This is a genomic window from Anaerococcus nagyae (assembly GCF_017874535.1).
Taxonomy (GTDB): domain Bacteria; phylum Bacillota; class Clostridia; order Tissierellales; family Peptoniphilaceae; genus Anaerococcus; species Anaerococcus nagyae.
On sequence record NZ_JAGGLS010000005.1, the window covers coordinates 135610 to 161986 of the forward strand.

27 protein-coding genes are annotated in these 26377 nt (G+C 31.2%); 6 read left to right on the forward strand and 21 right to left on the reverse strand.

From position 1 onward, the window contains the following. Positions 1-358 precede the first annotated feature (358 nt). From epsC to J2Z39_RS05480, 8 genes are all read right to left on the reverse strand, one after another. Entirely contained in the window at positions 359-880 is a 522-nt protein-coding gene (gene epsC, locus J2Z39_RS05445) for a serine O-acetyltransferase EpsC (RefSeq protein ID WP_209814140.1), read from the reverse strand. Next, entirely contained in the window at positions 873-1787 is a 915-nt protein-coding gene (gene cysK / locus J2Z39_RS05450; RefSeq protein WP_209814142.1) for a cysteine synthase A, read from the reverse strand. The genes epsC and cysK overlap by 8 nt, the downstream gene beginning before the upstream one ends. Positions 1788-2050: 263 nt before the next feature. Then, complete coding sequence (locus J2Z39_RS05455; RefSeq protein WP_209814143.1) at positions 2051-2599, reverse strand: DUF3793 family protein; 549 nt, start codon at positions 2597-2599, stop codon at positions 2051-2053. A gap of 2 nt (positions 2600-2601) precedes the next feature. Next, positions 2602-3033 carry a flavodoxin gene (locus tag J2Z39_RS05460; protein WP_117521837.1) on the reverse strand — a complete coding sequence of 144 codons (432 nt, stop codon included), beginning with the start codon at positions 3031-3033 and terminating at the stop codon, positions 2602-2604. Between the two features lie 177 nt (positions 3034-3210). After that, positions 3211-3363, reverse strand: a complete 153-nt coding sequence (locus J2Z39_RS05465; RefSeq protein ID WP_209814145.1) for a FeoB-associated Cys-rich membrane protein — start codon at positions 3361-3363, stop codon at positions 3211-3213. Positions 3364-3372: 9 nt separating this feature from the next. Then, positions 3373-5529, reverse strand: coding sequence for a ferrous iron transport protein B (gene feoB, locus J2Z39_RS05470; RefSeq protein WP_209814146.1), 2157 nt, complete (start codon positions 5527-5529; stop codon positions 3373-3375). Next, on the reverse strand, positions 5526-5756 hold the full coding sequence (locus J2Z39_RS05475) for a FeoA family protein (protein ID WP_117521840.1): 231 nt from the start codon (positions 5754-5756) through the stop codon (positions 5526-5528). The genes feoB and J2Z39_RS05475 overlap by 4 nt, the downstream gene beginning before the upstream one ends. A 510-nt stretch (positions 5757-6266) precedes the next feature. Then, positions 6267-7049: an alpha/beta hydrolase family protein gene (locus J2Z39_RS05480; RefSeq protein WP_209814148.1), complete on the reverse strand. Its 783-nt coding sequence runs from the start codon at positions 7047-7049 to the stop codon at positions 6267-6269. Positions 7050-7115: 66 nt separating this feature from the next. Here J2Z39_RS05480 and J2Z39_RS05485 point away from each other — a divergent pair, with 66 nt between their 5' ends. Genes J2Z39_RS05485 through J2Z39_RS05495 form a run of 3 tightly spaced genes read left to right on the forward strand, consistent with a single transcriptional unit; the run spans position 7116 to position 10315 of the window. Next, positions 7116-7502 carry a hypothetical protein gene (locus J2Z39_RS05485; protein ID WP_117521842.1) on the forward strand — a complete coding sequence of 129 codons (387 nt, stop codon included), beginning with the start codon at positions 7116-7118 and terminating at the stop codon, positions 7500-7502. Next, positions 7492-9300, forward strand: a complete 1809-nt coding sequence (locus J2Z39_RS05490) for an acyltransferase family protein (RefSeq protein WP_209814150.1) — start codon at positions 7492-7494, stop codon at positions 9298-9300. The genes J2Z39_RS05485 and J2Z39_RS05490 overlap by 11 nt, the downstream gene beginning before the upstream one ends. Before the next feature lies 1 nt (position 9301). Beyond that, positions 9302-10315 (forward strand): threonine aldolase family protein, encoded by a 1014-nt coding sequence (locus J2Z39_RS05495; RefSeq protein WP_209814151.1) that lies wholly within the window; start codon positions 9302-9304, stop codon positions 10313-10315. Between the two features lie 82 nt (positions 10316-10397). Here the strand turns inward: J2Z39_RS05495 and J2Z39_RS05500 are convergent, their stop codons facing one another. The 3 genes from J2Z39_RS05500 to J2Z39_RS05510 are packed head-to-tail and all read right to left on the reverse strand — an operon-like array spanning position 10398 to position 11681. After that, on the reverse strand, positions 10398-10955 hold the full coding sequence (locus J2Z39_RS05500; RefSeq protein ID WP_209814153.1) for a hypothetical protein: 558 nt from the start codon (positions 10953-10955) through the stop codon (positions 10398-10400). A 42-nt stretch (positions 10956-10997) separates the two neighbouring features. Next, positions 10998-11204: a hypothetical protein gene (locus J2Z39_RS05505; protein ID WP_117521846.1), complete on the reverse strand. Its 207-nt coding sequence runs from the start codon at positions 11202-11204 to the stop codon at positions 10998-11000. Between the two features lie 3 nt (positions 11205-11207). Then, positions 11208-11681: a GyrI-like domain-containing protein gene (locus J2Z39_RS05510; RefSeq protein ID WP_117521847.1), complete on the reverse strand. Its 474-nt coding sequence runs from the start codon at positions 11679-11681 to the stop codon at positions 11208-11210. A gap of 146 nt (positions 11682-11827) precedes the next feature. Between J2Z39_RS05510 and J2Z39_RS05515 the strand changes: the two genes are divergently transcribed. Continuing rightward, entirely contained in the window at positions 11828-13024 is a 1197-nt protein-coding gene (locus J2Z39_RS05515; protein WP_245325705.1) for a peptidoglycan-binding protein, read from the forward strand. A 176-nt stretch (positions 13025-13200) separates the two neighbouring features. Here the strand turns inward: J2Z39_RS05515 and J2Z39_RS05520 are convergent, their stop codons facing one another. From J2Z39_RS05520 to J2Z39_RS05545, 6 genes are all read right to left on the reverse strand, one after another. Further along, positions 13201-13524 carry a hypothetical protein gene (locus tag J2Z39_RS05520; protein ID WP_117521848.1) on the reverse strand — a complete coding sequence of 108 codons (324 nt, stop codon included), beginning with the start codon at positions 13522-13524 and terminating at the stop codon, positions 13201-13203. A 322-nt stretch (positions 13525-13846) separates the two neighbouring features. After that, entirely contained in the window at positions 13847-14281 is a 435-nt protein-coding gene (locus J2Z39_RS05525) for an SH3 domain-containing protein (protein ID WP_209814155.1), read from the reverse strand. Then, positions 14274-14939, reverse strand: coding sequence for an AAA family ATPase (locus tag J2Z39_RS05530; protein ID WP_209814157.1), 666 nt, complete (start codon positions 14937-14939; stop codon positions 14274-14276). Before J2Z39_RS05530 ends, J2Z39_RS05525 begins: the two co-directional genes overlap by 8 nt. Continuing rightward, a complete protein-coding gene (locus tag J2Z39_RS05535) occupies positions 14932-15741 on the reverse strand; it encodes a YveK family protein (RefSeq protein WP_117521851.1) in 810 nt (269 codons plus the stop codon). The genes J2Z39_RS05530 and J2Z39_RS05535 overlap by 8 nt, the downstream gene beginning before the upstream one ends. After that, a complete protein-coding gene (locus J2Z39_RS05540) occupies positions 15731-16522 on the reverse strand; it encodes a glycosyltransferase family 2 protein (protein ID WP_117521852.1) in 792 nt (263 codons plus the stop codon). The genes J2Z39_RS05535 and J2Z39_RS05540 overlap by 11 nt, the downstream gene beginning before the upstream one ends. Position 16523: 1 nt before the next feature. Then, the gene (locus J2Z39_RS05545; RefSeq protein ID WP_209814159.1) at positions 16524-17672 is read right to left on the reverse strand and encodes a glycosyltransferase; all 1149 of its coding nucleotides are present in this window, start codon (positions 17670-17672) and stop codon (positions 16524-16526) included. Positions 17673-17769: 97 nt separating this feature from the next. Here J2Z39_RS05545 and gltS point away from each other — a divergent pair, with 97 nt between their 5' ends. After that, positions 17770-18948 carry a sodium/glutamate symporter gene (gene gltS / locus J2Z39_RS05550; RefSeq protein ID WP_209814161.1) on the forward strand — a complete coding sequence of 393 codons (1179 nt, stop codon included), beginning with the start codon at positions 17770-17772 and terminating at the stop codon, positions 18946-18948. Positions 18949-19622: 674 nt separating this feature from the next. After that, positions 19623-19919 carry a GIY-YIG nuclease family protein gene (locus tag J2Z39_RS05555; protein ID WP_117521855.1) on the forward strand — a complete coding sequence of 99 codons (297 nt, stop codon included), beginning with the start codon at positions 19623-19625 and terminating at the stop codon, positions 19917-19919. A gap of 337 nt (positions 19920-20256) precedes the next feature. On the opposite strand, the gene J2Z39_RS05560 is transcribed toward J2Z39_RS05555, so the two are convergent. The 4 genes from J2Z39_RS05560 to J2Z39_RS05575 all read right to left on the reverse strand — a co-directional run bounded on the left by J2Z39_RS05560 (position 20257) and on the right by J2Z39_RS05575 (position 25367). Beyond that, positions 20257-21414, reverse strand: a complete 1158-nt coding sequence (locus J2Z39_RS05560) for a hypothetical protein (protein ID WP_209814162.1) — start codon at positions 21412-21414, stop codon at positions 20257-20259. A 210-nt stretch (positions 21415-21624) separates the two neighbouring features. Next, positions 21625-22092 (reverse strand): AAA family ATPase, encoded by a 468-nt coding sequence (locus J2Z39_RS05565; protein ID WP_209814164.1) that lies wholly within the window; start codon positions 22090-22092, stop codon positions 21625-21627. Between the two features lie 255 nt (positions 22093-22347). Beyond that, positions 22348-23106, reverse strand: coding sequence for a hypothetical protein (locus J2Z39_RS05570; protein ID WP_209814166.1), 759 nt, complete (start codon positions 23104-23106; stop codon positions 22348-22350). 98 nt (positions 23107-23204) lie between these two features. Next, positions 23205-25367: a pilin N-terminal domain-containing protein gene (locus J2Z39_RS05575; RefSeq protein WP_209814168.1), complete on the reverse strand. Its 2163-nt coding sequence runs from the start codon at positions 25365-25367 to the stop codon at positions 23205-23207. Positions 25368-26377 lie beyond the last annotated feature (1010 nt).

Here is a 26377-nt window from a genome sequence, read left to right on the forward strand (position 1 = left end):
GATTAGTCGAGATGGATACCCATTTCGACTGAAATGTAGCGAAGCGGAATGAAATGGAGAAATCCCTTGATATTATAAGTAGATCAATTACTTAACATTAATCGGGAATCTCTCCATGCGCTCATTTCTTTCGCTTAGTCGAGATGATCTACTTCAACCATCCATTTCGACTGGAATGGAGCGTAGCGGAGTGGAACGAAGAAATCTCTTAGACTTTTATGTATCTCAAATAACTAATATCACAAGTAGATCTCTCTGCTCTATTCGTTCGATCTAGACGGTAAATTCAATATTACATAAAAACACTTCCAAAGTAAATCTATAAAGATTTTACTTTAGAAGTGTTTTTTAATATTTATTATCTTTTTAAAACCCTAGCTGGTGCGCCTACTGCTGTTGAGTGGCTTTCAACGTCTTCTAGGACTACAGCGTTTGCACCTATTTTTACATGATCTCCTATATGTATATCACCTAAAATAACTGATCCTGCTCCTAGCATTACGTCATTGCCCACTGTTGGATGTCTTTTTCCTATTTTATTTTCAACTGCGCCAAGGGTTACCCCATGATAGATTAAACAGTCATCTCCTAATTCGGCAGTTTCTCCTATAACAACACCCATTCCATGGTCTATATAACATCTTCTACCAATAGATGCTCCAGGATGAATTTCTATTCCTGTCTCCATTCTAGACTTAAATGCTAATTCATTAGCTTCATAGAGACTTCCATTAACCCAAAGTTCATGAGCTCTATAGTGTGAGAGAAGAGCTTTAACTCCTGGTGAATAGAGTATAGCTTCTTCCTCACTTCTTAGAGCAGGATCTTTTTTAAGAGCAGATTCCAAAAGTTCTTTCTTATATTTATCGTAGCTAATCATTTATTGGATATAACTCAGTAGATAAGTATCTTTCACCAGTATCTGGTAATACCGTTACTACACTTTTACCTTCACCAAGTTTCTCAGCAATTTCAATAGCTCCTACTACATTAGCACCTGATGATATACCTACTGCAAGGGCCTCATCTTTTGCTATTTGTCTACTCATTTTTATAGCATCATCACCCGCTACGCTTATTATTCCATCTACAACATCAAAGTCTAGATTTTTAGGAACAAAGTTACCTCCTATACCTTGGATTTTGTGGCTAGAAGCTTCTCCTCCAGATAATAATGGACTTTCTGCTGGTTGTATAGCATATACTTTGATATTACTATCTTTTTCTTTTAGTCTCTTACCAACACCAGTAACTGTTCCGCCTGTACCTACACCAGCTATAAAGGCATCTGGTGTGATCTCTGATAATATTTCAGGACCTGTTGTCTCATAGTGAGCTTTTACATTAGCAGGATTTGAGAATTGATCTGGCAAGAAATACCCTTCCTTTTCTGCCAATCCCTTTGCCTTATCTACAGCTCCTTGTAAGGCACCTTCTGTAGTTCTTATAACCTCTGCACCATAAGCTTTTGCTAATTGTTCGCGTTCTTTACTCATTGATGCAGGCATAGTTAGTATTAGCTTATAGCCTTTTGCTGCACATAAAGCAGCTAAGGCAACTCCTGTATTACCACTAGTCGGCTCTACAATTGTATCACCTGGTTTAATCTTTCCTTCATTTTCTGCTTCTTCTATCATATATAAAGCTATCCTATCTTTGATAGAACCAGCTAAGTTATTTTTTTCTACCTTGACATATATGTCAGCTCTTCCTTCTTTTTTTAAGGAATTAAGCTTAAGTAACGGAGTATCTCCTATTAATTCTTTTGCATTATCTTTAATTGTCATATCGACTCCTTTTATAAATATATTTTTCATAAAATATAAATAAATTTATTATGCAACACTTGTAGATATTATTATAACGAATTATTTTCATTAATCAAGTAAATAGATATATTTTACAATAGCAAAAAAATAAGAGCTAACCCATTTTTGAGCTAACTCTTATACAAAATAATTGGTATGTTTACGTATTCTGCCATTAAGTTTATATTATCTTAGGAGTTTTACATGAACTTGACAGATAATTTAATCATCACTTTTACTTATCACCTACTTTCTTTAATTAATTTTAGTATGTCTATATGGCTTTCTTTAGCAGCTAAATATTTAAGTCTAGTTTGATTATATAAATTAAAAAGTTTACATTTTTCTTCTTTATTTTTATAGACTTTCCAATATCCACTGTAAAGATAATTTCTTCCTTCGTTTTCAATAAAACCTATAACATCTTCAAATGGATAGCCCAGTAACAAACCAATTTCATGTGGAAATTCATTTTGAGCCAATCTTTTTTTCAAGCAATGAATGCAAGTTTCGATGCTATCTGTTTCATATCCATAAGTATTTAAAAGGCATTTTGTATTATTAGATCTAATACAATCGCTTAACAAGTTTTTTCTATAGCATAAGATCGATGAAGAATTCTCTCTAATAGATATGATAGTAAAATAAATATCATATTTATTAAAATTATCATTCCATATTCTTACCATTTTATCTAAATTGCAATACTTATTGCAAATGGTAAATAAATTCGAAGGTTTGATATTTCCTAAAACCTGACTACAATAGAGAGCTAATAATTCTTCTCCCATCCTTATAATTTGCTGCTTAAACTATCAGCTAAATTATAGCAAGCTTTAATATCATCATCTTCTGGATTACCATAGGCAGCAAGGCCATCAGCTGCTAGATTTATATCATCATTCTTACATCTTTCTTGCCAATCAAGCATCCATTGTCCATCATTCCATTCATATGAACCAAAAATAACTACTGGCTTGTTATCTAGTTTGTTTTCAACTGACTCAAACATTGGTTCAAATTCAGCTTCCTCTAGTTCTTCACTTCCCATAGCTGGACATCCAAAGGCAAATCCATCATAATCTGCTAAAGTAGAAATATCAAAACCTCTTACTTCAAACAAATCTGCCTCTACATTTTTCTCTTTTAATCTAGAAAAAATAGCGTTTGCCATATTCTCTGTATTACCTGTTCCTGACCAATAAATTACTGCAACTTTTGACATATTAATTCTCCTTTGTATATTAATTATTATTTTAGTATCAGATAACGATACTCATTATCAACATCTATCAAAATTTTTTGAAAGAAGTTATTATATATTAGTAAATTATAATCTTACCATAGGAGTGTTAGATTAATAATTCACTAATATATAACAATAACTTCTTTCAATTTTTAATTAAAATTTATTTTTATTGAACCCTTTTTGTGGATTATGCCCTGGGCAATCTTTGCACCCCCCTTCTGCATCATTTTTTATAAATCTAATATATACTATATATGAGCATAATAAGAGTATAAGTATCAATAGTATACATGATTGTAAGTTCATATTTACCTCCTAATTGTGGGCTAGTTCTGTTCTATAAGACTTATTTTCTTTTATAGAATTATCTGGCCTTAATAGTAAGTAAAGCAATGCTATTAAGACTATAATTGCTACTATAGTTGCTGGAGTGAATGTCTTATATGCTATAAGTCTTGCAAATTGGTAGAAAATGAATGTAATCGCATAAGCAAATCCCATTTGATATCCAACAGTTAACCAAGTCCATTTAGTATCACCCATTTCTGTTTTTATAGCTCCAACAGCTGCAAAGCATGGCATACATAACATATTAAATAATAAGAATGCATATCCTGCAATTGGTGAACCTATAGCAGTATTAAATGCTGCTAGTAAGGCATTACTATCTTCTGTAACTTCCCCACCTAAACCTAGTAGTACACCCATGGTTGATACTATATTTTCTTTGGCAATAAATCCAGATATTGTAGCCACAACGGCTTTCCAAGTACCAAAACCAAGTGGAGCAAATATAAAAGCAATGAAAGAACCTATTACACCTAGGATTGAATTGCTTCCATCTTCTGCTGCTAAGTTAAGCTTAAAGGTAAAGTTAGTTAAAAACCAGATTAACACTGCAGATAATAGAATAATAGTTCCAGCACGTTTGATATAAGCTTTTGTCTTATTCCATACATCTCTTAAAACTGACTTTGCTCTTGGTGCATGATAAAGAGGTAGCTCCATTATAAATGGTGATGGATCAGATTGGAATTTTTTAAATTTCTTTAAGATAACACCACTCATTATAATAGCTGCTATACCTATAATATAAAAGCTGAAGGTAACTAAAGCTCTATGTTCTGGGAAAAATGCTCCTGCTATAAGAGCAATTACAGGAAGTTTTGCTGAACAAGGCATAAATGAAGTTGTCATTATGGTTATTCTTCTATCCCTATCATTTTCAATAGTTCTAGAAGCTTGTATACCTGGAACAGCACAACCTGTAGAAATCATAGCTGGTATGAATGACTTTCCTGAAAGACCAAAGTTTCTAAAGAGTCTATCCATTATAAAAGCAACCCTTGACATATATCCTATATCTTCAAGTAAGGATAGTAAAGCAAATAGTACCATCATTTGTGGTAAAAAGCCCAAAACTGCACCTACACCAGCAAGCATTCCATCAGTTACCAATCCTATTAGCATCTGATTTATATTAATTGACTCTAACAAGCTAGCTGCTCCAGGTACCAAAGTATCTTCAAATAATCCATTGACAGCGTCAGTACCTATTGTTCCTGGTGAATACTTAAATACTGATAGAGAATATACCAAAAACATTGTTAGGGCAAAAATCGGTAGACCCCAGATCCTTGATGTAACTACATTATCAATCTTCTCAGTTTTTGATAATTTTGATTCATGTTTAGTAAGAACCCTATCGCTTAAAGCATCTAATCTTTGATATCTTTCATTAGTTATAATCGATTCAGCATCTTCATCAAAATATCGCTCACAGTCCTTACGAATCTCCGCTACTTTATCACTATCTTCTTTTGATAGCTTTATTTTATTGATCATAGCAGTATCATCCTCAAAAGCTTTTATAGTATAAAACCTTCTAAGATCATCACTTACATAAGGATCTATTGTATTTCTTATATCAGCAAGCTTATTTTCAAGATCATAGGAATAATCCATAGGATTTGGATAATAATCATTATCCATAGTATGAACTACCTCTTTAATAAGGGTATCCACACCCTTTTCTTTACTAGCAATAACTTCTACTACAGGACATCCTAGTAAGTCTGATAGAGCTTTCTTATCAATTTCATCTCCCCTATTCCTTACTATATCCATCATATTTAAAACTATGATAGTAGGTATACCAAGTTCTATAAGCTGACTTGTAAGATATAAGTTTCTTATAAGATTTGATGCGTCAACAAGATTTACAATCAAATCTGGTCTATGCTCAATTAAGTATCCACGAGCTACTTTCTCCTCTAGAGTGTAAGGTGATAAAGAATAAATACCTGGTAAATCTTGGATTGTTATATCACTATGTCCTTTTAGATTTCCTTCTTTTTTATCAACTGTAACCCCTGGCCAGTTACCCACTCTTTGATTTGATCCTGTTAATGCATTAAAAAGTGTAGTTTTCCCAGAATTAGGGTTACCTGCTAGGACTACTGTATAGCTCATGCTTCCTCCACTAAAATATTTTCTGCATCTTCTTTTCTTATTGTAAGCTCATAACCTCTAAGACTTACTTGTAAAGGATCACCCAGAGGAGCCACTTTTCTTACATAAAGCTCAGTTCCCCTAGTAAGACCCATATCTAATATTCTTCTCTTAAAAGGTCCATGACCGTTAACTTTTTCGATAGTTAAGGTTTCACCTATACTTGCTTCTTTTAATGATTTCGTCATTAATCCTCCTCACATGTAAAGTTTCTATAATGTACTTTTAATATTAGCTATATACAGAGTTATTATAGAACTTTTTATATATAAACCAAGATTTTTTATAAAATATTAAAATATAAATAAAGTTTTGCGGTTCTTTATTGTGTATAAAGTATACCACATAAAATAATGATAATCAATATCATATTTTATTTTTATTTTTCTCCTCAATGCCTAAATCTACACATTTAAATTAAACTTGCAAAAAATAAATAATTAATGTACATGATTTTTATAAATTATTTATAAAGATCCCAATAATCTATAAAAATAATTTAGCTTGATTCTAAATTTATAAATGCATTAAGAATGGTTGTTGAAAAATTATGAATAGTTATAGTCCTATTATTAGAAGCTTCTCTTAGAAAATTTTTACATAACCTGCTAGCTCATTAAGGCAGAATTTCCATAGAGGTTCTTAATGGCTTTGAGACGATTTATTAATTCTGCAACAACCTCTTCGTAAATATACATTTAATCTCTATTTGCTTCAAAAAAGTCATACATCAATTCAAAGCTTTCTAATCTTTGGGAATAATCTGAGAATGTATGATCGGTTCCCTCAATTTCCTTATAAATTGCATTTTTGAAAGACTTGTTTAATTTTTCATTGGATTTTTTTGATATAATGTCATCCTCATCTCCTCTTAATATTTGTACTGGACCATCATACTTCTTAGCTTCTGCGTACAAGTCGTAAGAGGTGACATCAGCTATAAATTCATCACTTATTTTTAGTCCTCCTACATCATCTCCATCTTTTCTATTATAGGATGACCTAAAGGTCTTAAGCAGTGAATCCATTAATGAATTTTCTTCTGCACTAAAGTCAGCTGCTGGAGAAAACAGTGAAAGTGCCTTAGGTTTCTTATAACCTGCTATAGCAGTAGCAACTGCTCCACCCATAGAATGTCCCTTCCAAAACAAATTATTACTATCTACATAAGTTTGCTTTTCTACAAAATCATGTATCATTTTAGCTTCTTCAATTTCACGAGATAGGTCTATATCAAAAAAACTTCCATCAGATTCTCCGCAACCTGAAAAATCAAATCTAAATACTATATATCCATTCGCAGTAATATATTTTGAATTTTGAATATTCATAAATTGTAAACCATTTCTATCATCTGCAAATCCATGAAAATATATTACAGTAGGATACTTTTTATTCTCATCAAAATCATCTGGAGTATTTAAGACCCCTCTTAAAACAACATCGTTACTTTTTTCAATTTGTTTATATATATATTTCATAAAAAAACCTCTTCCTTTTGATATAATATACCCATAATGAAAATTGTGATATTTTAAGGAGGTGTCATGGATAATAAAAGATTTTTATCAAAGATGAGCATAGGTTTAGCTATTATTATGGTAATATCTTTATTTTATATAATATCTAGTAATTTTAAAAAAGAAGTTAAAGATTATAAACTAGGTGAAAACCTATATTACACAGGTACTATAAAGAAAAATAAATTCCAAGGTAGATCAAGCCTTAAAAGCTCTGACGGTACTTTTTCTGGAGCATTTAAGGATAGTAGATTTGATGGTCCTGGTCTATTCAAGGGAGATGATTATATGTATATAGCAAATTTTGATAAGAAAAAAGGCAATTCTAATATTACAGTCTTTTTAAAAAATGGCAATTCTTATAGAAAGATAGATGGTAAGTGGAAAGAAATGGATGATGACAATGAAAATTAAGGGATTAGATTTTATACGCGTCTTTGCTATACTATTAGTTTTATCCTATCACTTCTTTCCCGAGGTTTTACCCGCTGGATTTTTAGGAGTTAATATTCTATTTGTACTTTCAGGATTTCTCATAAGCTATCATTTGATAGATGAGATACATGAAACTAAGAGAATTGATATCAAAAACTTTTATTTTAAAAGATTTATAAGGATATTCCCCCCAGTACTGCTTATGCTGTTTCTTACGACACTTTTTGCTATAAGCATAAATAAAGATTATACAGTAAGGTATTTTGACCAATTTATATCAGCTTTCTCCTTTAATTACAACTATTTTGAAATTCTTAGAGGAGGCTCCTATGAAAGTCAATTTATAAGGCAACTTTTTATGCATACTTGGTCACTTGCCATAGAAGTACACTTTTATATAATCTGGCCTTTAATCTTACTTCTTATTTGTAAGAAAAATGAAAATAATAGAGCCTTTAAACGTAAATTTTCGTCTAATTTTATGGATATTTGTCTAATACTTTACTTAATATCATATATATTAACGTTTATACTAACTCTAAATAAAAACATAAATACAGGCTTTGTTTACTTCTTTGACCTTACACGCATGGGCTCTTTTGTAATAGGTAGTTTATTAGCTTCATTTATAAAAAGATTTTCTATTAAAGAACTGCCTTACAACAAAATCACCCTCATTTGTACAGGACTTATAGCAATACTTGCTCTAACTTTATCTTATGATAGTAAGATTACTTATTGTGTAGGATTTCTTTTAACTGACCTTATAAGTTCTATCATGATAATTGTAGCTTATTCAAACAAAAATTTATATGAAGACAAGATTATGAAAAGATTTTCTGACTATACTTATGGATTATATATATTCCACTGGCCAAGTTTTGTTATAGTATCAAGCTTTGTACCAGATACTAAGGGCTTACTACTATCAATTCTTATAACGATATTGTTGGTATTATTTAACTACCATATCTTTGAGCCAATCTTTAACAACAAACAGGTTAGACCAATTATTAAAGATAGGAATACAAAAAAGATCAACTATGAGAAGTACAGAGTTGTATTTCAAATAAGCATAATTTTGATGATAATAGTAAGTTTTAGTCTAGCCCATACTATATCTAATGCATCTAGTGATATGGTTGGCCTAGAAAAAGAAATACTAAAAGAATCTATACTCCAAGATATAGAAAAAATTAAACTAGATAAGAGTCAAGTTGATATAATAGAAGAGGAGAATAACGGCTTTTCTTTAGATAAAAACGCTAATGGCCCTACTATAACATTACTTGGCGATAGTGTAATCTTAGGAAATAGAGAACTACTCCAAGAAAGTATTAATAAGCTTTATGTAAATGCGGAAGGAAGTCGCCCTCTAGAAAGCGGTTCAGACTTAATGAAACAAATGAAAAGCGAAGGAAACCTAGGACAAATAGTAATAATTGCCTTAGGTACCAATGCCCAAGTAGAACCTTATGAGAGTCTTAAAAAAATTGTAGAAACTCTACCAAAAGGTAAAAGACTAATACTAATTACATGTTATGATAACCGCTACGACCAACCCCATAGAGTAAGCGTTGCTATGAAAAAAATAGCTAAAAAATATGATTTCATAACCCTCATGGAATGGGAAAAAGAAGGCATTGCCCATCCTGAATACTACCAAGGAACAGATGGGGTACATTTTTATGGAAAGCAGGATGCCTACCAAGCTTATCTAAAACTATTAGAAAAATCAATAAATGAATCACTTAAAAACCCAGCAAAAGGAGAATAAAATGTATTTTTTTGTAAATGATTATAATGATATTGGAAGAAAAGATATTCTTCAAGCTCTATTAAATGCACAAGATGAGTATAACTTAGGCTATGGTTTTGATAGCCATAGTGAAAATGCCAGAAATCTAATAAAAAAAGCTTTAAAAAACGATAATGTAGATATACACTTTATTCCTGGAGGCACCGGCGCAAATGTTTTAGGTCTTGCCTGTGGAATGAATCAACAAGACTCAATAATTTCAGTAAGCACTGGACATATAGAAGGCCATGAAGCTGGTTCTATTGAAGCAACAGGTCTAAAGATAGAAACTATAAATTCAGATAATGGTAAACTAAGCTTAGAACTCCTAGAGGAAAAATACTCTCACTTTAACAGTGAATATGTAACAGTTCCTAAAAAAGTCTATATATCAAATACAACAGAGCTTGGAGAAGTCTATATAAGAGATGAAATAGAAGAAATTTATGACTTTTGTAAATCACATGATATGTATCTATTTATGGATGGAGCAAGAATAGCCCACGCATTGGCAAGTGAAAAATGTGATTATACTTTATCTGATCTAAGCAACCTATGTGATATTTTTTATCTAGGAGGAACAAAAAATGGCTTACTATATGGAGAAGCCCTTGTCATAGTAAACAATGAATTAAAGAGAAACTTTATCAACCTACAAAAGCAAAAATCTTCACTTATGGCGAAAGGTTTTGTAAGTGGGATAATGTTTGAAACAGTATTTTCTAAAGAAAATGGATACCTAGAAGGAGCAACGCACGCCTATAAAATGGCCAAAAAACTAGCAGAAGGTTTTACATCTAACGGATATGAATTGGCTTACCCATTTGAATCTAATCAAGTTTTTGTAAAATTAAGTGATGAAAAAGTAGATAGTTTCCAAAAAATAGCAAAATTTGAACTTATGGGCAAAAGAGATAACAACAATGTAGGTCGCTTTGTAAGCACTTATAGGACAAGTAATAGTGATATAGAAGGATTTTTAGAAGAAATATAAAATAAAAACAACTAAATGAGCTGAACCCCAAAATCAATAATAAGGATTGAAGGACTCAGCTCAAAATGTCTACTCTATAATATTATTTTAATTTTTTAATATCTTTTTTAGCATCTTTAGCTTTATCAGCTACATCATCTGCTAGGTCCGCACCTTTATCTATTGCCTTATCTTTTGCTTTTTCTCCCTTTTCTTTAGCATCTTCTGCTATATCTTCGCCCTTTTCTTTAAATTCTTCACCTTTTTCTTTGGCTTCTTGTGAAATATCTTGACCTTTTGCTTTAATATCCCTGTAAGCTTTTTTGCTCTTATCAGCTACATCATCGATTATTTCTTCTCCTCTATCAGTTTCAGCTGATAGTTTTTTTGTCTGACTTGTAGCTTCCTTTATAGCTGGTGCATTTTTATAAATCCAGTAAGCGGCTCCTGCTGCTGCCCCTGCTATAAGTATAGTTTTTCTTCTTTCTGCTCTCTCGTATTCTTCGTCTTCAAAGATCTCCCATTCTGGCATATGATCTTTTGGATCAAAATGTTTTACTTTATAAGCTGTTGTTGCAAGATTTACTACATCTCCTGCATCTAAAAGACCTAATTTGTGATTCAATTTAGCTAAATTTGTTAATGTTTTTAATTTTGACATAATACTCTCCTTTTGTTTATTAATATATACCCACTTTTTTGCCTAATATAATATTTGACAATCTTCGCACTCTTCGTCTTCTTCATAGTTATAAATAAATCCACTATCTATTTTTTCCCTATCTCTAAGACCACGTCCTTTAACCAATGTATCACCATAAAATAATTTTTGATCTGTCTGATCACTTTCATGTATGGAGCAAGAACTCAATCCCAAAAATATGACCACTATGAAGATTAACTTTTTCATATATCAGACCTCCCTAACTCCTACAGCATGAGGATTTTCCTTTAGGCAAATAAATAATTTCATATTACCTATTTTATCTTCTTTAATATCATATTGATAAAATTCTATATCTGGCCCTAAGCCATGAAAATATTTTTTATTTGGAAAATACTCTTTATAAACATAATCATAGGCTTCTTCCAAGTTTTCACCATCAACGCCTACTTCTAAGTATATGGACTCATCTAGTTCGTAAGTTCTAAATCTATTTTCCTTTATTAGGTTATCATCAGAAAGTTCAAATCCAACAGAATATATATATGATTTATCTATAGCATTATATTCTAATAAACCAAATGCTGATCCTAGCTCTTTTAATATATTCTTATATTTACTTAAAAATTCATCTCTAATAGGCTTTGCTTCATTCCTCTTACATATCTCAAAGCTTCTTACAGCTATTTTCAATGCTTGTTTCTTATCCACATTAACTTGCATAATATCTCCTTATTAACTATATAAACCTTTATACCCTAAAATAACATATTTATATTAAATAGTTGAAAACGTTATAATTTATAATATAATTGAATATAGAAAGATAATTATCTAACAATATATATTATTAAAATGGAGAAGTATATTTGAAAAAAAGAGGTAATTTACTAGCTATTATGCTAGCAACATCTATGGTATTTGCAGGGTGCGCAAACGATAACAACAAAGAGGATGATAAAAATGAGCCAGCTGTAGAAGAAAGTAAAGATAAAGAAACAACTGAAACTACAGATGAAAAAGAAGATACAACCGATTCTAAAGAAACTACTGAAAATAAAAATTCGGAAAATAATGATGATGAAAATACAGAAAATGTTGACAAAGAAGATAAAAAAAACGATGAAAAAACAGCAGACGAATCTTCTACAGAAGAAGGAAATGTTGTTCTTCACAGAGCTTATCCAGCCACTGAAGGTAGATCTTTCCCAACTATAGTAGTAGCAACAAGTGGTGATAAAATTGTAGATGCCTTTATTGATGAATATCAGTTTTTTGACAAAAATTCTGAATACAAAGGTGTCCCAAACTCAGATAAAGAATTTGGTGAAGGTGTAAAAGAAGGTAGAATCCTAGCTTCAAAAATTGATAACGAAGAGCTCTACTCTGATGAAATGAAAGAAGCTGGTGGGGAAGCTACACTAATGGATAACTACAATGCCATTATAGACTATGTGAAAGGTAAAACCATAGATGAGCTTGAAGATTTCATCTCTAATAATGAAGATGAAGAAATTATTGATGCTTTAACTGGAGCAACATTCAAATCTACACCTGAACTATTAAAATACGTTGTTGACACAGCAAAAGATGATATGTTCACTATAAGTGGTACAGCCGAAAATCCAGATGATATAACATTAAAATATGCTATAGGAGCTCCTCATGGAGAAAAAAGCTTTGGAAATGCTGTAGTTGCTCTTGAAGGAGATAAGATTATAGCAGCAAGTATTGATGAATATCAATATCTTGAAGCAGGCAAAACAAAATTAGATGTTAAAAGTGACTTTGCTAAAAGCTATGCAAAAGATAATATTGTTCTAGGAAGTAAACTAGAAAATGATGAAGCTTATTCCACTCTTATGAAAGATAAGGCTAAAGCTACAAAATCAATCAAAGAAAACTTTGAAGCAATCGAAAACTTTGTTGCAGGAAAAACTATAAATGAAGTCAAAGATGTAATAGCAGATGCCAAACCAGGTGAAGCTATAGAAGCAGTATCAGGTGCGACATTAGTTGATACAGCTGGTTACCTTCAATTAATAGTTGATGCAGCTGAAAAATAATAAATAAATTAACAAAATGGGCTGTTGCAGAATGAACAAATCGTCCCAAAATCATTAAAAGAACAAGCTCTATAGAAATTTTGTATCCACGAGCCTACAGGCTATATAAAAAATTTCCTAAGAGTGCCTTCTGATGATGGAACGATAAATATTCATAGTTTTGCACCAGCCCCATTTTATATTAAATTAGTTCTCAAAAGTAAAATTAGCATGACAAGCATAAGAATTATGCCAATCATGGTAAAAGCATCTATTCTTTTTTTTAATGCAAGTATAACTAATGATATGGATAATAGAAACATAAATAAAAATATCTGCAAAAATTTATATTCACTATTATTAACCATAAAATAAACCATAGCGATAATACCTATCATAGTGAAAGCTATAGCTATATACCTTTTCATTTTTTTTCTATCTAAAATATAGTCTAAGAAGCTAATAATAGCCACTGTCATAAGGGCTGGCCATATCATATTTTTTATAAGTAAAATTTCCATAACTTCCTTCTACTTGCTATAGCTATTAAAATAGAGAGCGCTCCATTCACTCCGTTCGGACAAGATGGTAATCCATGGTTAATACCCCAACCCATTTCGACTGGAGCTAAGCGATAGTGGAGTGAAATGGAGAAATCTCTTGTATTCGTAATAGTAAGTAAATTTAAAACTCATAGCTAATTGAGGTCTCTCCACTCTCTTCGTTCGGTCGAGATAGATAATTAAACTCCATTGATCTTTTCGACCAGAGTGGAGAAATCTAACCTCTAACCATTTCGACCGAAGTGGAGAAATCTCAGATTATTAATAATCAATATTTAATTTATTTAGCTACCAATAAATCGCTTCTAATATAGCCTGTCTGACCATCTATAGATATCCTTGACCAATCATCGGATTCTCCTAGCTTTAGTATCTCATCTCCTGCTTCTACTGTAGTCATGACATTTGAGCTTTCGCTTGGAGCTACTCTTACATTTACTACGTTTTCTACAGTATACATAACACCATCACCGCTATCACTCGAATCGCTGTCAGTCCCTTGAGTATTATCAGCATTTTCTTCTGTTTGAGTATTTACTGTGTCCGTATTCTCTTTGGAATCCACATTTGATTTTTTTTCTAAGGACTCATCTGTTACTTCTTGTTGAGCTTCACCTTTAGGATGTCTCACAGACACATAATTGTCATCAGAAGAACAAGCTGTTGTTGCTAAAATTAAACTTAAAATAGCTACTATCTTAAATTTATTATTCATCGGCCCCTCCAAATAATTCATCGATTTCATCTTCAGCATACATATAATCTGTTATTATGATTCCTAATATATTTGCATTTTCTTTTTCTAATTGCTTGATAGATTCAAATGTTTGTGGACTATTGCTTAAATCATAGCTTGAAAATACAACCACTCCGTCAGATTTAGCCGCAAACATATTTGCTTCTGGTATATCTCTATTTGCCGTAAGATTTATAAATACATAGTCATATCTATCATGTGCATTTGTATAAAATTCTTTTATCGCTTCGGAGTCTAGGTACTTATCCGCATGACTTGCAACATCTCCTGTATAAATATAGGATAAATCCTCATAGTTAGGATCAGTCACTACAGCATCATCTATAGAATAATCTCCAAGAATAATATCTATAAATCCCTTGTCCTTATTATTTTCAGTTACTTTTGCCAACTCATTATCACGTAGATTAGCATCTACCAATAGAACCCTATCCCCATCTTCTACCAAATGACGAGATAGAGTCACTAAACTTTCTATTTTTTGAGCTTTCTCACTTGATGCAGTAAATGCAACTGTTACAAGATCAGTCCCTAACTTTTCTGTAAGTCTATCTTCTAGATTATAAAAAGATTGCAAAAGTATTTCTCTGTTTTCATCTACTTTTTTTCTAAACATCTAAGTCTCCTTTTTCATAAGAAGGAATTCTACCTAAAACTTCATATTTGCTAGATGACACATTGTCCTCAGAAGCATTTTCTATTTCTTTTTTATCAATTACTTGAGTTGATCCACTTTCATAACTTACTGAATCATTAGAAGCTTCTTTGCTAATCTTCTTTCCTTGAGCTTTCTTTATTCTTTTAATAGGTTTGTCTTTAACTTCTCTTACTTCAGTAAGTTCTTCAGACGTTTTTTCTGTGTTTGCTCCTAATTTTTTGTTAGTATTATTTATATGAATCATATCAAAAATAGCCCAAAGTAAGAATCCTAAACCACCTGTAAATAAGGCGTATCTTAAAGTATTGTCTAGTTGGCTAGCAGATCCATATGAATACTCCATAACCTTGGCCCCAGAATTATATATATTATTTAAAACTCTTACAGTATAATCAGCATATTGATCAGCCAAATCCTCTGCTCTTAGTTTATTATTATCTGTAACAACAATGTCAATAATTGATGAATTTTCAACAGGACTGATCTCTAGCTTATTGTCAAGCTTACTAGTAGGCCAGTCAATTTTAAGCGTTTCTAGTGTTTTTTGCTTAATCTTTTGACTATTGACTGTTGCAGCATAGGTTGCTGATGTTGCAGCTGCATCATTGATATTCTCTATATTAGTTGTAACTACCTTTGATTGGGCCTGATATTCTTTGTATCCACCAAAATTCAAACCAAAGTAGGTTACCATTCCAATTATTATCCCAAAAATAATAGCTGATGGGATTGCTGAAAATAAGGATCTTTTATTTTCCATTCTTTCCTCCAAATTCATTCGCACCCGCTAGCATGAACTTACGAGCCTCTTTAATGTTTATCTTTTCTGTAATTTCCTTATGTCGTCTCAAAAATTGTTCTATATATAGTTTATAAGTCTTAGGAAAAAGAGCACGAGATAGCATTCCTTTATCATAGAAAAACTTCTCATCATAACCTGTAAACCAGGTTGATTCATCATTGTAGACCTTTGCTATAAGTTTTGTACTTGTCCTAAGCTTAAGACCTACTTTAAGGCAATCTCTTATAAATAAGCTATCTTCTCCAGATCCATTGCCAGTTCCTGCACCAAAATACGTAGAAATTGAAATATTGTTTCGCCTTATACTTTCTTTTTTAAATACAAAATGCACTGATCCGTATCTTAGAGAATTATATATCGAAAGATCTTTCTCTTCTTTAACCTTTACAATTTCTTTGCCATCTTGATATATTATAGTTTTAAATATGAAAAAATCCACATTTGGATGAGCTAAGAATTCATCTTTAATCTTTTTAGAATAGCCACTTTCAAATACTTCATCATCATCTGCAAAAACTAAAATATCTGATCTTGAATTAAGTATAGCAAGATTTCTACTAATACCAAGTCCTCTAGTATCTGATGAAATCATCCTTACTTTATAATCACCAGTGTCGATTTCTTCATAGGCATTGTAGTCTGTCTGATTTATTATAAGAGCATCTGTTTCTAGGTTAAATCTCTTATAACAATCTATAGACTCCTCATTCATTGTCGATATTAGAATCTCTATATCCATATTAAACCCTCGTAGTCTCAGCCTTTTCCCAAGTAGCTTTGCTCTTGCCTGTGACCTGATTGTGGGCACCTTTAAGTTGAGCTGTCATCATCATCGTATAATAGTACGGGAAATATAAAACTTTATTTGAAGTTCCTGTAAGTTTTCCAATTATTGCGAGTATAAAGAAAATCACTTGTCCTATAAAAAATACCCTATAAAATATACCCGCATTTATCAAAGCTAAATTTGATATAAACAATACTATATGGTTAAAAGCTTGTAAAAACCTTAGAGTCTTGTGGTTAAAGTGAAAGAAAGAAAACCAACCATACTTAAAAATATTTAGTCTTTTTAGGTTGGTAAATATATTTGATAGAATCCTTCTTTGCATTCTAACTTTTCTCTTATACTCATCCTCGGCTGTCTGTCCTGCCTTTTCAACTGCTATAGCATCTGGATTGTACAGGGCTCTTTTTTTATTAAGACCTGCATATAAAGGCATTTCATAATCGTGGCTACTTACCAAGTCATAGTGTCTATAATCTTTCTTCCTTACAGCATAAATAGCCCCATTGCCTGCAGCAATAGTTTCTATTTTTGACTCAATTTCCCTCATACCAAGCTCAAAGTCCCAATAGGAATTTTCAGCCACTGCAGATGCTACATCATCATCCTTAGCATAGATTAATGATCCACATACATACTCTATAGAATCATCTGTAAAATAGCTTACAAGTTGATCAATAGCATCCTCTTTAAACATAGAATTAGCATCAGAGAAAACTATAATCTCTCCTTTTGCAACATCCACCGCTTCATCCTGAGCATTAGTCTTACCGAGATGATTTTTTACAGTATTAACCTTGATATCATACTGAGGATGAGTCGCTATAAACTCTTCTACTAAAGCAACTGTCCTATCACTTGACGCATCATTAGCAACTATCACTTCATAAGAAGGATATGTACTTTGTATAATATTTTCTAATTTTTTTTCTATAACTTTTTCCTCGTTATAAGCTGAAATTATGATTGATACAAAAGGTTTATAAGTTAAATCCTTTTCATTATCTCTCTTTAATATCTTATCTAAAATGATAAGAGTTAAAGGATAACCAATCATAGCATAGAATATAGCAAACAGTGCTATAAAAAATATAATCTTCATCTTCTCTCCAATCACTCTTAATTATATAATATATACTACCTATTTCAAAGTTTTTCTTATATAATAGTTAATAGAAATTTTTAAAAAAGAGGTATATATGCAAATCGAACTAGATATTTTACAATCCCTAGGTGTAGCAATAATAGCCTTTATCCTAGGGCAATCAATTAAAAATAAAGTAGAATTCTTCAAAAAATTCTTTATTCCTTCTCCTGTAATAGGAGGACTAATTATTAGTATTATAAACCTAATACTGAGTCAAAGTGGACTTTTGTTTATAAAATTCGATGAAATTATTCAAGACTTTTTCATGAACATATTCTTTACCTGTATAGGTCTGTCATGCAGTTTTAAAGTTCTTAAGAAAAGTGGTTGGTTAGGTCTAAAACTTGCCATAGCAATTATTATACTTTTACCACTTCAAGATCTTATAGGAGTAGGACTTTCTTATGTTTTAGGCATTAATCCACTTCATGGCATAGCTATGGGTTCCACATCTATGACAGGAGGTATAGGCTCTGCAGTAAGCTTTGGGAAGATTATGGAAAGCTATGGAGCAACTAATAATACGACAATAGGAGTAGCAGCTGCAACCTTTGGACTTTTAATAGGCTCTTTGGTAGGAGGTCCAACAGCAAAAAGACTAATCCGTAACAATAATCTAAAATCAAAGGGCATTTTATTAGAAAGAAATAAAGAAGAAGTCAAAAAAGAAATTAACCAGCAAAGTCTAATGCAAGCAATCATAATAATTGCTCTAGCATCATTTTTAGGAACATTTATCAATAAACTTTTAGGACATACAAGCATCAATTTCCCATACTATGTAGGCTGTCAATTTGGAGGACTTGTAGTAAGAAATATATATGACGGATTCAAAAAAGATGTAAAGATAAATAATGTTGAGATTTTAGGAAACATCTCTCTAAATCTTTTCCTAGCCTTAAGTCTTATAAATTTAGACATAAGTGCAATACTCGATCTAGCCCTACCAATGTTTATAATCATGTTTGCTCAAGCAATATTTATATCAATATACACAAGCCTAGTTACCTTTAACATTACAGGTAGAGATTACGATGCAGCAGTAATGGTAGCTGGACATTGTGGAGTAGGACTAGGACAAACACCAAATGCCATTGCAAATATGGAAGCAATTATAGAAGAAGAAGGACCCGCAGACGTTGCAATGTTCGTCTTCCCAATAGTGCTAGCTATAGCAGTAAACTTCTTTAATCCTATTGTAATTACATTTTTTATTAATGCTTTTAAATAAGAAAACTTTTAATACAAATGAAAATTAGTATACTCAATCTTCCCATTTCAACTGGAACGGAGAAACCTCTTTATTCCTAATAGTAAGTAATAATATGAAACTTAAAGCAACTGAGATCTCTCCGCTCACTTCGTTCGGTCGAGATGGTAGTTCATGGTTAATACCTCAATCCATTTCGACTGTAGCGAAACGCAGTGGAGCGAAATGGAGAAATCTCTTGTATTCCTAATAGTAAGTAAATTTTAAAACTTATAGCCTATTGAGATCTCTCCGCTTACTTCGTTCGGTCGAGATGGTAATTCATGGTTAATACCCCAATCCATTTCGACTGTAGCGAAACGTAGTGGAGCAAAATGGAGAAATCTCTTTACTCCTAATAGTAAGTAAATTTTGAAACTTATAGCCTATTGAGATCTCTCCGCTCACTTCGTTCGGTCGTGATGGTAATTCATGGTTAATACCTCAATCCATTTCGACTGTAGCGAAACGTAGTGGAGCGAAATGGAGAAATCTCTTTATTTATATAAATCAGAAATATATAAATATAGGATTGGAATCTCTCCGCTTACTTCGTTCGGTCGTGATGGTAGTTCATGGTTAATACCTCAATCCATTTCGACCGAAGCGGAGAAATCTCAATCCAACGCAGTTAATTATATAAAGGAGCAAATAACATGTCTAACGATTACTACGTATATATAGTATCAAACAAAACAGATTCAACTGTATACATAGGTATGACCCATGATCTAGAAAAAAGATTATACGAGCACAAAAACCACCTAGCAAAAGGCAGTTTCACCGATAAATATAACTGTTATAAGCTAGTATATTATGAATGGATAGATGACTACGATTCTGCCCTAGCTAGAGAAAAGCAAATAAAGAAATGGAATAGAAATAAGAAAAATAAGCTAATTAATTCAATAAATCCAGAATGGAAAGACTTGTCCCTAGAATGGTATAAATAGATATTAATAGATCTCCCCACTCTCTTCGTTCGGTCGTGATGGTAGTTCATGGTTAATACCTCAATCCATTTCGACTGTAGCGAAACGCAGTGGAGCGAAATGGAGAAATCTCTTTATTCCTAATAGTAAGTAAATTTTAAAACTTATAGCCTATTGAGATCTCTCCGCTTACTTCGTTCGGTCGAGATGGTAATTCATGGTTAATACCCCAATCCATTTCGACTGTAGCGAAACGTAGTGGAGCGAAATGGAGAAATCTATTATACTCGTATAAATCAAAAAGACGAGCAAAAGCTCGTCCCCTTTTTATAACAACTCTTATTAACTTAATTACAATTTAAAACCTAAAAGAACTATCATCATCTTCAGGCAATAAAATCAAGGCAATACCAGCAACTGCTGCAACACCTATAGCAACTTTTTTTAGAGAAATTCCTCTTCTATTTGCCTTTTTCTTTGCTTTGTAGTGTTTCTTTATTGATAAGGTATTGTAATTTTTATAAACTGACTCAGGCGTATTATATAAAGTATTTGGTCTAGGATCATTAGAATAATAAGTACTTTTCAATTGATAATCTGCTGGTACTTGCCCTTTGACATTAGATTCATTTACAGGGAAATCTAACACCTTATGATTACGGCGAGTATATCTATCATTATTTTCAATTAATTTGGAGTCCTTATTTACTCTATTATATCCACTTTCTATGTGATTTTCTTTATAATTAATATCTCCGTTATCAGCCTTTATTACAACTTTAGTATCTTCTGGTATTTCCTTGTAATTCACTGATTTTCTTTCTCTACTCAAGTCATTATAATTAGAATCTACCTTATCTTGATAATTTGCTCTTTCTTTATCTTGAACAATTTTATCTTTACTTGGAGCTTCAATGTCCTTTTTGATATTCCCATTAGTTTTAATTACAATTGTAGAATTATCTTTTTTTGATTCATTGTAATTATTTTTTATATTATCTTTATAAAATACTTTTTCTTGTGATCTGACAGACTTATTTTCATTATTTTGGCTTTTAATATTTTTACCGTCAGATTTTATCACAATTGTCGAATTATTAGTAGTATTTTTCTTACTAGAAGTACTTGGATTAATATCTTCTCTTTCAATTGCTTTTACAGGCACAGCCTTAACATTATTATCTTCAACTATAGATTCGTCAGTAGACGCTTTATAAATTTCTTTTTCTACAATCTTACTATCTGTAGAATTATTAGCTACTTTATTTACAGCTATAGTATCAATTTTTTCTGTTTGCAAATCATCAGTAAGCTTATTATCATTATCCCTGCTATTATCAAAGCCAAAACCAGTATATATCTCTTCTCCACGATCTAGTTTTTTGTCAATATCTTTACTATGATTCTCAGAATTTTCTTTTTTCTCTATATCTTCACTATTATCAAGAACTTCATGGGCATTTTTACTTTGATCTACTTCACTAGGCCCAGTTTTTTCATCATATTTATCAGTCACAATATCCTCCTCGGGTAATCTGTTATAATATTAGTAAATATATACCCAGATTGAGAAAATTTTAAATACAAGGTATTTTAAAATTATCGTTTTGCAACGTAAAATTTGCGTTCCACTTTGCGTTTCATTTTTGGAACGATAAAGTGTTTTTCGTTGCATAATAACTTGCATTTGTATCTTAAGTAAATATCCCTTCTCATTTAATAAACCTCAAAAGATTCGTCCAAATACGTCCAAATACAAAGAAGGAAGATTCTTTTTTTCATATCTTAGCTCATAATCATCTATAGATCTTATAATAATTTGATATTTACAATCTTTAGAAAATATATATAGTTGACTTGCATGAAATGAACCAAAACCCATCAAAATAAGATTGTGCGATGAAATGATCAACTGTCCTTTCACATTTTTATTGCTATTTACAATACTATTAAATATTCTAATTAAAGCTTTAGCACCTATTGATGAATCCAACTCATCAATTAGTACTGTATTACCCACAAATATCCCTAAAATATCTATTAATAAATTTACAATTTTGCGTATACCTTGAGATTCATAGGAAATATCATACTTATGACCTTTGCGTTTAATAACTAAATCATAACCTACTTTGTCTTTAACTTTCCTTTTTGTATACTCAAAATCATCTATAGTTGAATCGAGATCACTCAATACTTCTACAACTTCTTTTTTATAATTATCAATTGTAAGCAAATTTGTAGAAATAATATTTTATAAGTTATAATAGAATGATTTTACAGTATAAATGCAAAACACTTTTCACAAATATTTTTTATAAAACAAGCTAATAAAAAACATCAAACACCATATTTATCAATATTATCTTATTATCCAAATTAGATATAATTTTTTAGTATAACTTATTATAGTAATTTTAAAGAATAGTTCAAAGGATCTAGTATAAATTTATTTAGCTTCTTTAAATATAGCTTGGATTTCAATAATATACCTATAAAAGTCATTTTTTTTATTTTTTCCAGAGTTTGAATTAAATGAAATAATTGCATTTTTTATAACTAATAACGAAACAAGTAATATAGATGCTAAAACTGAGTACACTATAAAAAGACATAAACTATCACCTGATAAAGTTTGTATGTAAAACGGAAAAGTAATACTAATTATTAGCACAATAAGATTAATTAAACTATCAATAGTTAATATTCTAAAATTTTTATTAATCGAATCTTGTTTTTCGATGATATCTAGTGAAGCTAGCGAAAGTTTTGTTAATTCATTTGAATTAAATAAGTTTCTTTCTTCTAGTATATCAATAATTCTTATTATATCTCCAATATCCCTAGATTCTTCTATTGGCTTAAGAATAAATAATAATATAAAAATTGGAATTGATAATATTATTAGAATGATTACTTTATCTTTCTTAATTGATTCAAACAATTTATTACTGATTAGAGCACATGCTATAAATAGAATTACAAAAATTAATAATAGTGCAAAAGTTCCATCTGTTTTTTTGACAGAATAGTGTATATTTTTTTTCCAATTACTTGAAAAATTATCGGGATTATATTTTTCATATTCACTATATATGTTATTTAACTTTTCTTTATAATTTTCTATCTCTTTAGAGTTTTCATTTTTAAGTTCAATTTTACAATCACAACTAATTTTTTTTGATTTCTTTTGTTCTTCTTTTGACATATTATTCTCCAGTAATTACTTAAAAAAGACTCAGGAGCTTATCCTGAGCCTTTCTCTTTTATTGCTTTTTCTTATTTTTCTCTTAGTTTAACTAAACCTTAAGCTTCTTCGTAAGAGTTTCTTCTTTTCATAGCGAATGCTATAGCCATGATAACTATACCTGCTACGATGAAGATTAGTGAACCAATACCACCTGTTTGTGGGATTGTTACTTTCTTGTTCTTGATTTGTTTAGCTGATTCATCATTATCAGCTGCGTTGTATTTAATATTTACATCTTCAGTTGAATATGAACCTTTTTTAACTTTAAATTTAAGTTGTTTTTCCTTAGGATCTAGCTTAGCATATCCTTTTGGAGGAGTTTCTTCTTCTAATTTGTAGTCATTGCCGTATGCTAGACCTGTAATCTCAAATTGACCTTGTTCATTTGATTTTAACAATACAACATTAGTAGCGTCTTTTTTGCCCCAAGCATAACCTTCACCTGCACCAAGATTATCTTTAACTGCTTTATCATAAGCTTCTTGTGCTTTATCAAATTCTGCTTTAGCTTGTTGACCTTCTTCAGATTCTTGTTCCTCAGGACTTAATGCATCATATTTTGCTTTAGCATTATCTAATGCTTTTTTAGCATTTGTTACAGCAGTGTTATCTTTTTGAGCAGCTTTTACTAAATATTCACCTTTTGAATTTTTAACGTAAAATTCTGCTCCAGGAAGTCTTTCACTTCCGTCTTGATTTGTTTTAACGAATTTTTTACCACCTGTTACTACAGAAACTTTTGTAGGTTCAAGTGTTTTTGGATTTTTTGTATCTTTTTCGTTGTTGATTTCTACTACACCATCTTCACCTTTTTTGATGTATTCTGGTGCATATCCTGAAACTCTTTCTATAACTCTGTATCCTGAGTTATCATCTAGTCCTGTAAATGTGTGATTGAATGACTCTGATGGATTTTCTTCATCATATGTTTTAGTTACAGAATCTACATCTGTCCATTTTTCTCCATCTTTCTTTTGAAGGATGTAAACAACTTTTGCGTCTTTATCATCTTCTGTTACAGTATTTTCCTTAGCCCAAGTTTTTGTAACTTTGATTTCTTGGTTTTTAGGTTTTACTGTTTTTGACTCATTGTCATTTGATGGATTGTTTGAGTAGTCTAGTTTGATAATGTTGTCATCTGGTGTATCTACTTCTGCTTCACTGTTTACTGTTGCAGAGTATGTTAATGTGATTTCTACATCAGAAGTTTTTGCTGCTTCTTCAACTTTGTCTAGACCAGATTTTAATAATTCAAGTACAAATCCTTGTTCTGATGCAACTACTCTGTAGTCAGCTTCTGCAAGGCCAGCACCTGAAACTGTTAGGTCTTCATTGTATGTTAGACCTTTTGTCATTTCATCTGACCAAACAAGTTTTTTGTAGTGAGAATCTTTTAGGATTTTTGTTTTTACTTCATAAGGAATTTTTTTACCAACATATGCTTTTGCAGTCTCTTTTGTTTTATCATAGTTTTCGTATTTAGCACCAGCATCTGCACCAGCACCTTCTTCTGCTTTATCAAATCCTTCAGCGTGTTCTAAAGCTGAATCTTTTGTAAAGTTTTTGTCGATTTGTGGTTTTTGTTGTGTGTTTTTTGGGTATACGTGCGCATCTGTTACAACACCCTTATTGTTTACTAATGGAAGTGTAATTACTGATGGTACAGCTTTTGCCGCAGCAAGAGTTTCTTCATCTTCACCTTTGTAAGTAGATTTAGTTAAATCTTCTACAATTCTGTATTTTCCTTCTAGTTTTGATACGTCTTTTATTTCTAAACCATTTGCAGTTGTAAGACCTTGGTAACCTTCACCTAGGTCTACCCAGTCAGAATCTTTATTTACGTCTGGATCTGTTCCGTCTTTAGCAGGCTTTTGCAATTTGAAGTATACACCTTCAATTTCTTTTGCTGAACCTACGTATTCATTGTTTTTATCTTTTGCTAAAAAGAAATCTTGTAAACTAGTAATTTTATTACCATCAAATTCAGTACCATTCTTACCTTTTGTTCCTTCATTAAAGTCACCAAAAGCTTTTTTATCCATTAATATTTTATGGATTGTCAAAGTTTCAGTTACATCACTTGTAGCAGATGGTGTTTCTGGTGCTGGATCAGCATCACCTTCAGCAGCATTAGCAGATGTGAATGGTGCTACTAGGATTCCTAGAACCATTGCAAAAGCTGATAAGAATGACAATATTCTATTTGTTGCTTTTTTCATATTTTGTTTTCTCCTTTTTATTAAATTTTTTGCGAAAAAGCAATTGTTGATAGAATAATCAATTCTAGAATGATCGCATAATTAATATAGATTATGTAAATTATTAATTATAAATTTAGAATGATTATAATATCAAACAGTGATCCTTAGCGAAAAACTCCGAAAATACTTAAAAGAATCAGTAGTATTTTTTCCAAGGCAAATGATGTCTTAGCATGGTTAGAGACGCTAACCCCAAATTTATTTTACCGAAGAATGTGACAACTGAATACAACTCATTGAATGAATCAATTACTTGAAACGTGCTTACTTTTTAAATATTAAATTAATAAGTTGTTCATATAATATTATACATATTAGCCACAAAATATACAATAGTCTTTATGTAGGAATAGGCTATTTTTAGCGAAATTTACCAACATAATTAAAATTTGTAAGTTTTGTGTGTATTCCTTGATAAATTTGTATAATATATAATTCATACTTGTTTAATATACTTTGCTTTATATGAATTGCAAGCTATCTTTATGATATCTTAATCATCAATTTGTTATGATTAATTTTAATTCACGAATAATTTTTTAATTGTTTTGCTGGAAATTTCTCAAGCTTAGGTATATGCTAAAGATTTCTCCATTTCATTCCACTTCGTTTCACTACAGTCGAAATGGGTGTGGTATTATTGCCATCTCGACTAAACTAGCGGTAGCGAGGGCATGGAGAGATCTCTAGTTTTTTGTTTTTATCTATTATTCTTACGTATATTAGGGATTTCTCCACTCCGCTTCGCTTCGGTCGAAATGGATTGGGTATTTTCACTTATTAACTACATAATGGAATTTCTTCATTTTTCTCAACTTCATTTTAATTCAGGCGAAGTTTGTAATAGAGTTCTATTTCCATCTCGACTAAATGAGCGGTAGCGAGGGCATGGAGAGATCTCTAGTTTTTTGTTTTTATCTATTATTCTTACGTATATTAGGGATTTCTCCACTCCGCTTCGCTTCGGT